The organism is Desulfosporosinus sp. I2 (assembly GCF_000960765.1).
In the GTDB taxonomy this organism is placed as follows: Bacteria; Bacillota; Desulfitobacteriia; order Desulfitobacteriales; family Desulfitobacteriaceae; genus Desulfosporosinus.
In genome coordinates this window covers 48,431-61,387 of the sequence record NZ_JYNH01000007.1, presented here as the reverse complement: position 1 = coordinate 61,387, position 12,957 = coordinate 48,431, and the positions used below count along the sequence as shown (strand labels likewise).

The following is a 12,957-nucleotide window of genomic DNA, read 5'->3' as shown; positions in this document are numbered from 1 at the left end:
TTTATTTCAAATTAATGTAAACTAAACAAAACTAATAAAACGCCATTAGGAGAAAGAATGTGGCTAGTTCAGACACAGGGCTGCAAAACGGTTGGGGATCTGGTGGCTTGTGGGATATGACTCGGCGTGTACAGGTGGTTACGTTTATTGGTGCTGGCGGAAAAACAACGTGTCTGCACTCGATCACTCAAGAACTGGAGTCTTTCGGAAAGCAGGTCATTGCTACGACAACGACGAAAGTTTTCCCGGAGGAACACATGACCGCTTGGATAAGTGATGATGTGCCCAAATCGCAAGATAAGGCTTGTTTTTGGTACGCTAAAGTGGAAGATAAAAGCGGGAAGTGGATTGGTCCCACCGTTAACGCGGTCGATACTGCCATCTCTGATGATCTTCTTTCGTTTAAGTGCCAAGACAATCAAGAGTCGGAACAAACTAAGAAATCAAGGTATGCAAGTTCAGGAACCGTCCCTAACTTGCATACCTTGCATTGGGTTATTGAAGGAGATGGGGCTCGGGGTCTTCAGTTAAAGTGCTGGGAGTCCCATGAGCCTCAAATTCCTTTGCAATCAAATTGTGCAGTGTTAGTGTTGGATCGAGGGTTATGGGGAAACGTCCTGCAGCCCAATCAAGTTCACCGGCCTCAAAGGTGTTCTGACCTTCTCGGACGCGTTTGGAATGCTGAAAGCTCATGGCACTATTTCTTAGGCTCTCCTGTTTTTTCAACTCTATATCGGGATTTTGCTTGGGTTATTCTCTTGAATGGGCCAGGAGAAATCATAAAGACAGTAAATCCCATGATTAATCAATCTTCTAAGGATATAAATATTCTAAAAGAACTTTCACAGAAATGGGCGGAAATTCAAGCGGGGGCTAATAACCTCAATAGACCAACCCACTTACGGCTCGCCGTAGGGGATGCTAAGGAGGGTGTGATTCAGTGGTGCGATTTGTGGTAATGGCTGCGGGTCTAGCTACCCGGATGGGGAAAGATAAGTTAGCACTACCCTGGAAAGAATCCACTGTGCTTGCTTATGTTCTGCAAACTGTATTAGGAGGAATTGAACTTCAGCAGGCTCATGCTGAGGTTTTTGTCGTTGCAAGACAGCCGATAGAGACCTACCTTTCGACAAAGGACATTGCGAGATTTAAAACGCTAAATGGAGTATGGTATCAAGCCCCCGGACCACAACCACTTGCCGAGACAATCAAGATGGGATTACAAGATTTAAAAACAGAGGTGCAATGGATCGGATTTTTACCTGGTGACCAATTAGGGGTATCAGTTCCAAGTCTGTCTGCCTGCCTTCAAGAAGTCTTCCGAACTCATCCAGACTTCCTTGTACCAATGGCAGGAGATAAATCTGGATCTCCCGTGTTTTTCCACCGCCGGTATTTACCCGAACTTTTGGCTCTTAGAGGGGAACAAGGAGGGCGGGAAGTTTTATATCGCTATCCTGAACGTTGGAGCAAGTTTCCAGTAGAGGAGCACCTATTTCAAGATGTTGACACACCTGAAGAATATCAAGCGTTACTAAACCTGATTGTTTAGGAGAGGAGAACAGAGCGGATGAAAAACAATCTTGCGATGAATGGACCGGTCGTATTAGTACGTGGGGCTGGAGAACAAGCCTCTGGAGTTGCCTGGACCTTGGCCAAAGCTGGGTTTAGGGTTGTAATGACTGAAGTGGCAAAGCCACTCATGGTTCGCTGGCCAGTCTGTTTTGGAACTGCGGTGGCAGAAGGGCGATGCGAAGTAGATGGAATTGCAGCTTGCCGTGTGGAGGAGCCGAATCAATGTGAAGATGTTTGGCGGGGTGGGGAAGTTCCTGTTTTAGTTGACCCTGATTTAAAAGGGTTATCAGAGCTTAAACCTGCTGTATTGGTTGATGCAATTCTGGCCAAACGTAACTTAGGGACAAAGCGAGATATGGCTCCAATGACAATTGGGTTAGGGCCAGGGTTTACGGCAGAAATCGATGTCGATGTGGTTGTCGAGACAAATCGTGGCCATTATTTAGGCCAGTTGATTTATTCTGGTATGGCGCAAGCAAATACAGGAATACCAGGAGTCATCGAAGGAGTTTCCAAAGAGCGGGTTGTCTATTCGCCTAAAGCTGGAGTGTTCAAAGCAAAACGAATTATTGGGGAACAGGTCCTGGCTGGGGATTGCTTGGGAGAGATTGAGGACGAAATGGGTAAGGTGGAGGTTTTCTCTGCTATAAATGGAGTCCTGCGAGGATTATTGCGAATGGATACTCCGGTTGAAGCATTGGTCAAGATTGCAGACATAGATCCTCGAGGGCATAAGGAATACTGTTGGACGATTTCCGAGAAAGCCCGGGCGATAGGGAGTGCCGTTTTGCTAAGTATTCTGTCAAGCCATTTACTCAAACCTCTTTGTCTAAAAGAAAACTGATAACGCTTAGTCTAATGGACCAAGGCTTGAATATTGATAATTTTTTATAATTATTTTTTTATTTGGGAAGGAGAATTCAATTTCATCGCGAATTGTATATTGTAATGTGAATTGTATAATGATTTATAACTCATATATCCTTGATAATCGGATCAGGGGTTTCTACGAAGCGACCGTAATTGCTTCTCTATGAGCCAGCAGATGGTTAATAGAGTTTTTATTCGGCCGTTTTTTTGTTGTGTTTAATTATAAGGAGGGGGTGGGAAAATGAAGTATTTTCAACCACAGAGCGTGAGAGAGGCTGTAGAAATTGCCCAGACATCCGAGGCAGCTTTTTTGGCAGGGGGAACTGATCTTGTACTGTTTATGCAAACGGGCAAAATTAAGCCGATCGCCCTCATTGATCTCGGTAAAATTCCTCAGCTAAAAATGATACGTGAAACAGAAGGGTATTTAGAGATTGGCAGTATGGCAACGTTTGCTGAAATGGGAAACAACGAGCTTATTTATAAGCAAGCCCATGCTCTTTGGCTTGCTTGCCATACGATGGGATCTCCACAAATTCGGAATCAAGCGACTATCGGTGGAAACCTAGGTAACTGTTCCCCTGCTGCTGACGGACTCCCTCCGTTGCTTGCCTTAGGAGCAGAGGTTCATTTGGTTTCAGGGAACGGTGATGAGGTTATCGCCTTAGAAAGCTTATTGAGTCGTACGCCTCTTCTTGCCCAAGATACTCTCATCCAGGGATTTAGAATTCCTTTAAAAGGTTTTCAAAGTGGGTTTGCTAAACTAGGTCGGCGAAGGGCTTTAGCTATTGCGCGGCTTAGTGTTGCAGTGGCTATTGAAGTAGATGGTAATCTAGTGACCCAAGTTCGAGTCGCCTTAGGGGCTGTGGGCAGGCGCGCATTCCTTAGTGAAGCCCTCAATCAAGATTTGAGCGGTCAAGAAATTAATGAAGCTTGGATTGAAAAAGGAGTCGAACAGGTTCAACGAATCGTTCGGGAAGCTTTGGGAACCCGAGCATCAGCACCGTACAAACGTGTAGCAGTATCTGGGGTTTTTAGAGAGGCTCTTGACTCATTCATCACCGAAGGGGGATCAAACGCATGATGGATATTAAACTAATGGTCAATAATAAGCCTTACACTTTGAACATCGAGCCAAGTGAACGTTTATTAGATGTTTTGCGTACCCGCTTAGGTCTGATGGGAACAAAGGAAGGATGCGGTGAAGGAGAGTGTGGTGCCTGTACCGTGATTGTTGACGGGAAAACCGTCAATTCTTGCCTTGTTCTCGCTGCTCAAGCGAATGGATCCGAAATAACCACGATCGAAGGTGTGGGGAATCGGCGCAAGCCTCATCCAGTGCAAAAAGCGTTTGTTGAAGTGGGAGCGGTACAATGTGGTTTTTGCACGCCTGGTATGGTGCTCTCCGCCAAGAATCTCCTTGATAAGAAATCAAAACCCAGCGATGATGAAATATCCGTGGCTATGTCGGGCAACCTTTGTCGTTGTACAGGGTATGATAAAATCCTGCGTGCGGTCAAATTGGCCTCTCAGGAGGGAAACTAATGAACACGAATGTAGTAGGTTCTCGTGTTATCCGAGAAGATGCCTGGGGAAAAGTATTCGGACAGAGCAAATTCCCTGCAGATGTGAATTTGCCGGATCAACTCTATGGGGTGGTTGTGCGTAGCCCTTACCCTCATGCTCGGGTCCGAAACATTGTGACCGAAAAGGCGCTGGAGTTAGCGGGAGTGGTCACGGTCTTGACGGCCAAGGATGTTCCACATAATTCTCATGGCGTGCTTTTCCGGGATCAACCGGTCTTGGCAGACTATGTACGCATGGTCGGAGATCCAGTAGCCGTGGTAGGCGCTGAGACCATGGAAATTGCCAGAGCAGCCGCTAAGCTCGTTGAAATAGATTACGAAGTGCTGCCAGCAGTGTTCGACGCAGAGCAAGCCATGTTGCCGGAGGCGCTTCCACTTCATCCCGAGCTCAAGCCGACAAATGTCCTCTACCATATGCCAATCCGTCGCGGAACGATGGAGGATGGTTGGGCTTTGGCAGATGTGGTGATAGAAAATGAGTATAATACGCAACATGTCGACCATGCTTTCTTACAACCCGAGGCAGTGCTCGCTTATGTGGATGAACGTGGGCATATGGTGGTACAGACAGCGACCCAATACGCCCACTATGATCGAGGCGAAATCGCCCATGCCTTGGGTCTCCGTTTTAGCCAAGTTCAAGTCAAAACCTTGGCAGTTGGAGGGGCTTTCGGAGGACGTGAGGACATTTCACTCCAGATTATTGCGGCTTTATTAGCTTTGACAACGCTTCGACCCGTAAAAATGGAGAATACCCGGGAAGAGTCGTTTTATTCTCATTCTAAACGTCACCCGATGCGGATGTATTATAAGACTGGGGCAACCAAGGATGGCAAACTTGTGGCCATGGAAGCTAAAATTGTTGGAGATGCTGGAGCTTATGCGTCTTGGAGTATTAATGTTTTGCGTAAATCGGCAGTGCATGCTACCGGACCCTATGTGATCCCGAATGTATCGATTGATAGCTTTGCCGTGTTTACCAACAATCCATATGCAGGGGCAATGCGGGGGTTTGGAGCGGCTCAAACAGTCCTAGCTTATGAGAGTCAAATGGATCTCTTAGCCAAGGCGCTGGGGATTTCTGCACTCGAGATTCGCTTACTCAATCATTTTAAGGTGGGAAGTACGACGGCTACCGGGCAAGTTTTAACGGGTAGCATCCCACTTGATCAGTGTCTTGCAAAAATCGCACCGTATCTCCAGAAGGGGGATGGCATTCTATGAAAAAGCGGGGAATCGGTCTGGGTTGTGCGTGGTATGGAACCGGTTACGGGAATGGCTTCCCGGATGTCTCAAGTGCCTTTGTGGAAATTCATGATGACGGCTCAGCCACAGTTCTGACAGGGGCGGTCGATGTGGGTCAGGGAAGTAATTCGATTTATGCCCAAATTGCTGCTGAAGAACTTGGGCTTCAAGCTCAGGATATCTGTGTCTATTCTGCCGATACGGATGCTACACCGGATTCAGGGACAACCGCTGCAACTCGGCAAACCTACAATACTGGAAATGCTGTTTTGAGAGCAGTTCGCCAAGCGAAAGTTTCTCTATTGGATTATGCAGCCCACAAGTTTTCGTGCCCAACTGCTGAAGGAATCGAACTTAGTGGGGGATATATAGGAGTCAAAGGAGATCCATCCCGTCGAATGCCTTTGGCGGATATGGTCTTTCAGGCTCGTTTGCAGGGTGAGCGCTTTATTAGTGCCGAAAGTTCGACAGCTCGTTCAACTCCAGTGGATCCAGAAACCGGGCAGGGAGCACCATATTGGCCTTATGCGTTTGGGTGTCAGGTTGCTGAGGTGGAAGTGGATACTGAAACAGGGCTGGTTCACGTCCTCAAGGTCGTTGCGGTTCATGATGTGGGAAAAGCCCTCAATCCTACGCAAGTAGAAGGGCAAATTGCTGGCGGGGTAGCACAAGGGATTGGTTATGCACTGCTTGAGGAGCTAGAGTTACACGAGGGGAAAATCAAGAATCCGGCGTTATCTAGTTATTTGATTCCCACGGCCTTAGATGTGCCTAATATAGAAGCCTTTTTTGTGGAAGAGGCAGAAGCCACAGGTCCTTTCGGTGCCAAGGGACTTGGAGAACCTGCCATGCTTCCGACGGTTGCGGCGGTCATCAATGCTATTGATGACGCTGTGGGAGTGAGAATAACATCGCTACCAGCGACGCCAGAAAGGATCCTGCAAGCACTTGCAGATAAAAAGGAGGAGGCGAATTTAAAGGGAGAATAAAGAGAAATATTGACTAGAGGAGCAAACCAGAAATTCGAGGAGAATCAAGGCAGGTAGGTAAAACAAAAAGTTAAGGCAAGTAGTTAAAACAAGTAGTTAAAGGCACTGTAGCTTTTAGTGAGTTAACTATTGTTAAAGCTATCATAATTTTTGTTACTTTGATTAAACTACAGCTATGAAGAAACATGAGAAAATTATTTTAATGGGAGGGCTGTTCATGTCAACCGTTACAAATAAGAAGAATCCCAACCAGCCAGAAGGCTTTTTGGAACGTTTTTTTCATCTCAATGAATTAGGTACGAATGTACGTACAGAAGTTTTAGCGGGTATTACGACCTTTGTTACGATGGCCTATATTCTGTTTGTCAACCCGAATATTTTGAAAGATGCTGGGATGCCCGTAAATGCCACATTTGCGGCAACCGCAATTGCTGCAGCGGTCGGTACACTAATTATGGGCCTATATGCTAACTATCCAATTGCTTTGGCACCTGGTATGGGACTGAATGCGTTCTTTACCTACGCTGTTGTTCTTGGGATGGGCTTGAGCTGGCAAACAGCGCTCGGTGCAGTCTTTATTTCCGGGGTCGTATTCTTCCTTATGACTGTCACCAAAGTACGGGAGTGGATTATCGAGGGCGTTCCACAGGTTCTGAGGCTTTCTATTGGAGTTGGTATTGGTTTATTCATTGCCTTCATTGGACTAAAAAATGGTGGACTAATTGTCGCTGATAAGGCTACGTTCGTTACGCTAGGGGATATGAAGTCAGCGGGTGTTCTTGTGACTGTCTTCGGTTTGATTATTACAGCTTGGTTAATGGCTAAGAAAGTTAAAGGCGGCTTATTAATTGGGATCGTCGTTACTACTGCTTTCAGTATGATCATGGGTGTTTCCCCTTGGCCTACCGGTATTTCGAGTTTTGTCTCCACTTCTAATCCTATTTCAGCCATTGCACCTGTGGCATTTCAACTAGATATTATGGGAGCTATAAAGTATGGTTTCATCTCCATTCTCTTTGCTTTTACGTTTGTTGATTTGTTTGATAATATTGGAACCTTACTTGGGGTATCACGTAAAGCAGGACTCTTAGACAAGAGCGGAAATCTACCTCGTGCTGGAAAAGCCTTAATGGCCGACTCCGTCGGAACCATGTTCGGAGCTGTTGTAGGAACTCCCACAGTCACTTCCTACATTGAAAGTGCCTCGGGCGTCGCTGAAGGTGGTAAAAGCGGTTTAACGGCTGTCACAGTCGCTGTTCTTTTTGCGATCTCCCTGGTTTTTGCCCCTCTGGTTGGGTTAATTCCTGGACAAGCAACCGCTCCTGTTCTTATTTTGGTGGGTGTCTTGATGATGAGTGAAGTGACTCAAATTAAATTTGATGATTTCACAGAAGCTTTCCCAGCTTTTATGACGATTGTTATGATGCCATTAACGTTTTCAATTGCTCAAGGTTTAGCTTTTGGATTTATGTCTTACACGATCATAAAATTGGTAACTGGTAAGTTCAAGGATAACAATGCTGTTACGTATGTTCTAACGGGTCTCTTTATCATTCACTTTATTCTCGGTGGCGGTTAATGATTTGTCGAAACCTTTAAAGACGCAGTGATTTTTAAAGACATTTGATGTACGATGTTCAACCTCGGATATCATACATCAAATGTCGCGCCTTGAATGCCTACTCCATAGATTAGATTAACTTGGCTCAATAGAGTCAAAACGAAACACTGTGCGCCATTCGGTTGGCGAGGAGTGCCTTTCGCGGAAGGGAAAGGGAGGAAAAAGGATGCGTATTCTTTTTAAAAATGGGAATATTGTGACTATGAACGCACAACGCGAGCTTATTCATGGGGATCTGCTTGTCGATGGATCTCGGATCGTTGAGGTCGGAGGAGTTATTGACCAGCCTGCTGATCAAGTGATCGATCTACGGGGAGATTTGCTCATTCCCGGTTTGATACAAACGCACATTCATTTATGTCAAACATTGTTTCGGGGACAGGCTGATGATTTGGAGCTCTTAGACTGGCTTAAACAAAGAATTTGGCCGCTGGAAGGTGGACATGACCCAGAGTCCTTATACGATTCCGCATTACTTGGGATTGGTGAATTATTTCTTGGAGGAACAACGACCATTGTAGATATGGAAACTGTGCATCATACTGAACATGCCTTTGAGGCCATTCTCTCGAGTGGTTTGAGAGCTTTGAGTGGGAAGGTTATGATGGACGATAGTAATGGAGATATCCCACGTTCCTTACAAGAGTCGACGGAAGATTCCTTGCAAGAAAGCGTCAATTTATATGAAAAATATCACGGAAAAGGAAATGGGCGACTTGAAGTAGCGTTTACGCCGCGTTTCGTTATTTCCTGTACCGATACATTATTGAAAGAAGTATCACGGCTTGCTTGTGAGAAAAATGCCTTTGTACACACCCATGCGTCCGAAAATCGCTCTGAAATCCAGCTTGTGGAAAGCACTCGAGGGATGCGTAATATTATTTATTTGGATAAGGTCGGGCTAACCGGTCCAAAGCTCATTTTAGCCCACTGTATCTGGTTAGATGAGGCTGAAAAAGAAATTTTGATTAGGACAAGAACGCGAGTTTCACATTGTCCTTCTTCAAATTTGAAATTAGCTTCCGGAATTGCGCCAATTCCGGAACTTATCAAACGCGGAGCGGAGGTTTCTTTGGCCGCGGATGGAGCACCTTGTAATAATAATCTTGATGGATTTCGAGAGATGCGTCACGCAGCTTTAATCCAAAAACCCCTTCACGGGCCGACCGTCATGCCTGCCCAAAAAGTATTTGAACTAGTTACTCTAGGTGGAGCACGGGCCATAGGGCATGAGCACGATTTGGGAAGTATAGAAGTTGGTAAAAAGGCGGATTTGGCAGTGATATGCTTACAGGGTTTACACACTTGGCCTAATGAACACGTTGATGTTTATTCACAACTAGTTTATCAGGTAACGTCATCTGATGTTCGCCTCACCATGGTGGATGGGCAAATCGTAATGAAGGATCGACAGCTTCTGACGATGGATGTCCCTCGGCTCAAAGAAAGCGCGACAAGTAGTCTGAATCGAGTCATGAAGCGGGTGGGACTTCTTTAGAGGGGAAGTATAGGGCTGGTTCTTGTGCTTCAATTTCATCATAAGTTCAACAAGTTCAGGGGCGGTTCTTGTGTTTGCTCGTGCAAGTCCAAGAACCGTCCCTGACTCGCACTGAAAAGGGGTGTTAGCATGTCGAGTTTTAAGCAGAGAATGGATGAGGCTCGGGGGCTTGTTAAAATTGACTTGGTTCTGAAAAGGGCTAGGTTAGTGAATGTTTTTTCGGGCGAAATTCATGAAACGGAAATAGGGATACACCAAGGTTACTTCGTCGGAATTGGCTCGTTTACGGATGCTGAGAAGGAGTTGGATTTGTGTGGGAACTATGTTGTTCCTGGGCTGATCGATGGACATGTCCATATCGAAAGCTCAATGCTCAGTCCTGAGGAATTTTGCTCACTCCTTCTTTCACACGGCGTAACTACGGCTATCATAGATCCGCATGAGATCGCCAACGTCATAGGAGTTGACGGAATTCGTTACATACTCGATAGTGTCAACCCTTTACCCTTTAATGCCTATATCGCTCTACCCTCCTGTGTTCCTGCGACTAAGTTAGAAACATCTGGGGCTAGTCTTAGAGCTAGGGAACTCTCCGAGTTTTTAGGACATCCCAGAGTCATTGGACTTGGGGAAGTTATGGATTTTCAGGGAGTAATTCAAGCACGACCAGACATGGTGGAAAAGTTAGAACTTCCCCTTTCATTTAAAGATGGACATGCTCCCGGGATTTCCCCGCAGGATCTCAACGCCTATTATCGAGCTGGAATACATACTGAACATGAATGTTCAACAGTTGAAGAGGTGAGAGACCGATTACGCCGTGGTTTTCATGTTATGCTTCGAGAGGGCAGTGCCGCTAAAAACCTGATGGATCTCTTACCAGCAGTAACGTCCAAAAACTCTGGACAATGTCTATTAGTAACGGATGATCGCCATCCGACTGATTTAATCCATGAAGGGAGCATTGACAATCTGGTACGGTTAGCAATTAAGTCAGGGATGGACCCAATCCAAGTGATCCAAATGGCGACTATTAATGCAGCTCGAGCGATTGGACTTTCGGGTTTGGGTGCTATTGCTCCAGGTTATCAAGCCGATTTTGTCATCTTAAAAGACCTAAATCAATTTGAAATAGAGGAAGTCTATTGGCGGGGAGTTAAACAAAGTACTAGAGGGGAGCGTCCGCGGTTTTCACGCTTCAGTATTTCAGGACTTACGGAGAGTGTTCATCTTGGTAATTGGTCTCCTTCAAAACTAAGAGTTTCGACGAAACGAAATCTAGATTCAGGTTTAGAGACTGGTTCAGATGATGAAGCTTCAGAGTTTGTCAAGGTCCGGGTTATTGGAGTTCAGAGTCATTCTCTAGTTACGTCAGCTTTGATCCGAGAACTTCCGGTCATAGACGGATGTGTCCAAACAGATTCCAAGCAAAAAATTGCAAAGATTGCTGTGCTCGAACGGCATCATGGAACAGGGAATGTAGGGGTAGGATTTGTCGAAGGGCTTGGCTTAAAAAGGGGGGCTATTGCCTCTACCGTTGCCCATGATTCGCATAACCTAGTAGTCGTGGGGATGAGCGATGAAGAAATGAGTCTTGCGATCCAAACCTGTGTCGATATGGGAGGAGGACTTTGCTTGGTCGCTGGGAATCACGTGATCGGGAAAATACCCTTGCCACTTGCGGGTCTCATGACAGACCAGGATGCTGAAGAAGTCGTCCGAATTCTTGATGAGTTACACGAAAAGGCGCTGACCCTTGGAATTAGTAGGAATGTCGACCCTTTTATGACCTTAGCCTTTCTTTCTCTGCCAGTGATCCCAGAATTGAAGATAACGGATTTAGGGTTGGTGGATGTGGGTCAATTTCGGTTGGTGGAGACAGTTTTATAAACACTTTACTCAAGAACACTCAAGATAGGGTTTTAAATCATGATATAAAAGCCTTCTTCGGAAAATAATATCATTTACAGAGAAGGCTTATTTAGGTATGATATTTAACAGTGTGGCCAGACACATAAAGTTAAAAGAAAGAACAAGAATTAGGGGGGAATATCTTTGCAACAAGATAATCTAAAAAAACGCGAAGGTTTTTCAAGTAGTATTGGTGTCATCGCCGCGGTGCTCGGTTCAGCAGTTGGATTGGGAAACATATGGAAATTTCCGTATGTTACAGGCGCAAACGGTGGCGCTGCTTTTATATTGATCTATTTAGTCTGTCTTGCTCTAGTGGGTTTGCCGGTGATGCTATCTGAGCATCTGATTGGTCGTAACACAAAGTCGAATGCAGTGGGGGCATTTAAAGTCTTGCAACCTAAAAAACCTTGGTTTTTAGTAGGAGGTGCAGGAGTGTTAAGCGCCTTCTTGATTATGGCGTTTTACACTTCGGTTGCAGGTTGGGTTTATGCTTATATCTTTAAAGCGGCTGGCGGAGGGCTTCTGTCAACTAATCCGAAAGAAACGTCTCTTGTTTTTAATACACTGGTGTCCGGGGTCGGTGAACCCCTGTTTTGGCAAATGTTTGTCTTATTAGTGACCGGGACCATCATTATGGCTGGGGTGGCCAAAGGTATTGAACGGGTAACAAAAGTCCTGATGCCAATTCTTTTTATACTGTTAATAGTCATCGATATTCGGTCATTAACACTTCCGGGCGCTTCGGAAGGACTTTCCTTCTTATTTAAACCTGATTTTTCCAAGATAACTGTCAGTGTCATTTTAGCAGCGTTAGGACTAGCTTTTTTCAAGCTGAGTGTCGGAATGGGTGCGATGATTACCTATGGCAGTTATGTGGGTGAGAACGAAAACCTACCTAAGATGGCTCTAAAGGTGGCTCTTTCGGATACGTTGGTTTCTCTAATGGCTGGCATTGCAATTTTTCCAGCTGTTTTTGCGTTTGGCTTTGAACCAAATGCGGGACCACCGTTGTTGTTCATTACCATTCCTACCGTCTTTAGTTCCATGCCCTTTGGCGGTGTCTTTATGGTCCTATTCTTTGTTCTTACGGCAATAGCCGCAACCGGAGCTATGTTATCTCTTCTAGAAGTTCCAGTTGCCTATTTCACAGAGCAGCATAATTGGTCAAGACGAAAATCAACCTTGGTAACAATTTTGGGAATAGGATTACTAGGATCCACCGCGACTCTTTCGAATAGCATCTTAGCCAATGTCACAATCTTTTCCAAAAACCTCTTTGATTTCTATGATTTTATAACTTCTAATATACTTCTTCCACTAGGAGGCATCTTTATTGCTTTATTTGTGGGTTGGCAGTGGGGGAAGAGCAAGGTTTATCAGGAAATATCAAATAATGGTCAAATTAATAATCAAGGATTAGCCGATGTATTTTTATTCTTAGTCAGATTCGTTGTTCCCATTGGGATAACCTTAGTCCTTCTGGCGGGTTTGAAAATAATTAGTTTTTGATTAAAGTTTGAAAACTAAGAAATTCAAAGGAAATTCAAAAGAAATCATAAATATAATAATCAGGATTGCGAGGGATCGAAGGCGTCTATAGGACTTATGGGAAAAATTTTCATGATCACGTAATTTCTAAAGGTTTTTAGGGAATTTTGA

The 12,957-nt window shown here is 45.1% G+C and carries 11 protein-coding genes and 1 riboswitch; all 11 genes read left to right on the top strand.

The window, feature by feature from the left end; translation table 11 throughout:
• The first annotated feature begins 59 nt into the window (after positions 1-59).
• Entirely contained in the window at positions 60-959 is a 900-nt protein-coding gene (locus tag UF75_RS03560; protein WP_045573220.1) for a hypothetical protein, read from the top strand.
• Positions 941-1,552 carry a nucleotidyltransferase family protein gene (locus UF75_RS03555; RefSeq protein ID WP_045573219.1) on the top strand — a complete coding sequence of 204 codons (612 nt, stop codon included), beginning with the start codon at positions 941-943 and terminating at the stop codon, positions 1,550-1,552. The genes UF75_RS03560 and UF75_RS03555 overlap by 19 nt, the downstream gene beginning before the upstream one ends.
• 18 nt (positions 1,553-1,570) lie before the next feature.
• Positions 1,571-2,419: a selenium-dependent molybdenum cofactor biosynthesis protein YqeB gene (gene yqeB, locus UF75_RS03550; protein WP_045573218.1), complete on the top strand. Its 849-nt coding sequence runs from the start codon at positions 1,571-1,573 to the stop codon at positions 2,417-2,419.
• Positions 2,420-2,529: 110 nt separating this feature from the next.
• Positions 2,530-2,629, top strand: a riboswitch (purine riboswitch).
• Between the two features lie 57 nt (positions 2,630-2,686).
• Positions 2,687-3,529: an FAD binding domain-containing protein gene (locus UF75_RS03545; protein ID WP_045573217.1), complete on the top strand. Its 843-nt coding sequence runs from the start codon at positions 2,687-2,689 to the stop codon at positions 3,527-3,529.
• Positions 3,526-3,990 carry a (2Fe-2S)-binding protein gene (locus UF75_RS03540; RefSeq protein WP_045573216.1) on the top strand — a complete coding sequence of 155 codons (465 nt, stop codon included), beginning with the start codon at positions 3,526-3,528 and terminating at the stop codon, positions 3,988-3,990. Before UF75_RS03545 ends, UF75_RS03540 begins: the two co-directional genes overlap by 4 nt.
• Positions 3,990-5,255, top strand: a complete 1,266-nt coding sequence (locus UF75_RS30670; RefSeq protein WP_045573215.1) for a molybdopterin cofactor-binding domain-containing protein — start codon at positions 3,990-3,992, stop codon at positions 5,253-5,255. The genes UF75_RS03540 and UF75_RS30670 overlap by 1 nt, the downstream gene beginning before the upstream one ends.
• Entirely contained in the window at positions 5,252-6,265 is a 1,014-nt protein-coding gene (locus UF75_RS30665) for a molybdopterin cofactor-binding domain-containing protein (RefSeq protein ID WP_045573214.1), read from the top strand. Before UF75_RS30670 ends, UF75_RS30665 begins: the two co-directional genes overlap by 4 nt.
• A 217-nt stretch (positions 6,266-6,482) precedes the next feature.
• On the top strand, positions 6,483-7,844 hold the full coding sequence (locus UF75_RS03525) for an NCS2 family permease (RefSeq protein ID WP_045573213.1): 1,362 nt from the start codon (positions 6,483-6,485) through the stop codon (positions 7,842-7,844).
• Between the two features lie 208 nt (positions 7,845-8,052).
• Positions 8,053-9,384 carry a 5'-deoxyadenosine deaminase gene (locus UF75_RS03520; protein WP_045573212.1) on the top strand — a complete coding sequence of 444 codons (1,332 nt, stop codon included), beginning with the start codon at positions 8,053-8,055 and terminating at the stop codon, positions 9,382-9,384.
• A gap of 129 nt (positions 9,385-9,513) precedes the next feature.
• Complete coding sequence (gene ade / locus UF75_RS03515; protein ID WP_045573211.1) at positions 9,514-11,274, top strand: adenine deaminase; 1,761 nt, start codon at positions 9,514-9,516, stop codon at positions 11,272-11,274.
• Between the two features lie 165 nt (positions 11,275-11,439).
• On the top strand, positions 11,440-12,807 hold the full coding sequence (locus UF75_RS03510) for a sodium-dependent transporter (RefSeq protein WP_045573210.1): 1,368 nt from the start codon (positions 11,440-11,442) through the stop codon (positions 12,805-12,807).
• The last annotated feature ends 150 nt before the right edge of the window (positions 12,808-12,957 follow it).

Coding starts and splice junctions, on each gene's coding strand:
- yqeB (WP_045573218.1), top strand. CDS start 1,571: ATGAAAAACAATCTTGCGATGAATGGACCGGTCGTATTAGTACGTGGG.
- UF75_RS03545 (WP_045573217.1), top strand. CDS start 2,687: ATGAAGTATTTTCAACCACAGAGCGTGAGAGAGGCTGTAGAAATTGCC.
- UF75_RS03540 (WP_045573216.1), top strand. CDS start 3,526: ATGATGGATATTAAACTAATGGTCAATAATAAGCCTTACACTTTGAAC.
- UF75_RS30670 (WP_045573215.1), top strand. CDS start 3,990: ATGAACACGAATGTAGTAGGTTCTCGTGTTATCCGAGAAGATGCCTGG.
- UF75_RS30665 (WP_045573214.1), top strand. CDS start 5,252: ATGAAAAAGCGGGGAATCGGTCTGGGTTGTGCGTGGTATGGAACCGGT.
- UF75_RS03525 (WP_045573213.1), top strand. CDS start 6,483: ATGTCAACCGTTACAAATAAGAAGAATCCCAACCAGCCAGAAGGCTTT.
- UF75_RS03520 (WP_045573212.1), top strand. CDS start 8,053: ATGCGTATTCTTTTTAAAAATGGGAATATTGTGACTATGAACGCACAA.
- ade (WP_045573211.1), top strand. CDS start 9,514: ATGTCGAGTTTTAAGCAGAGAATGGATGAGGCTCGGGGGCTTGTTAAA.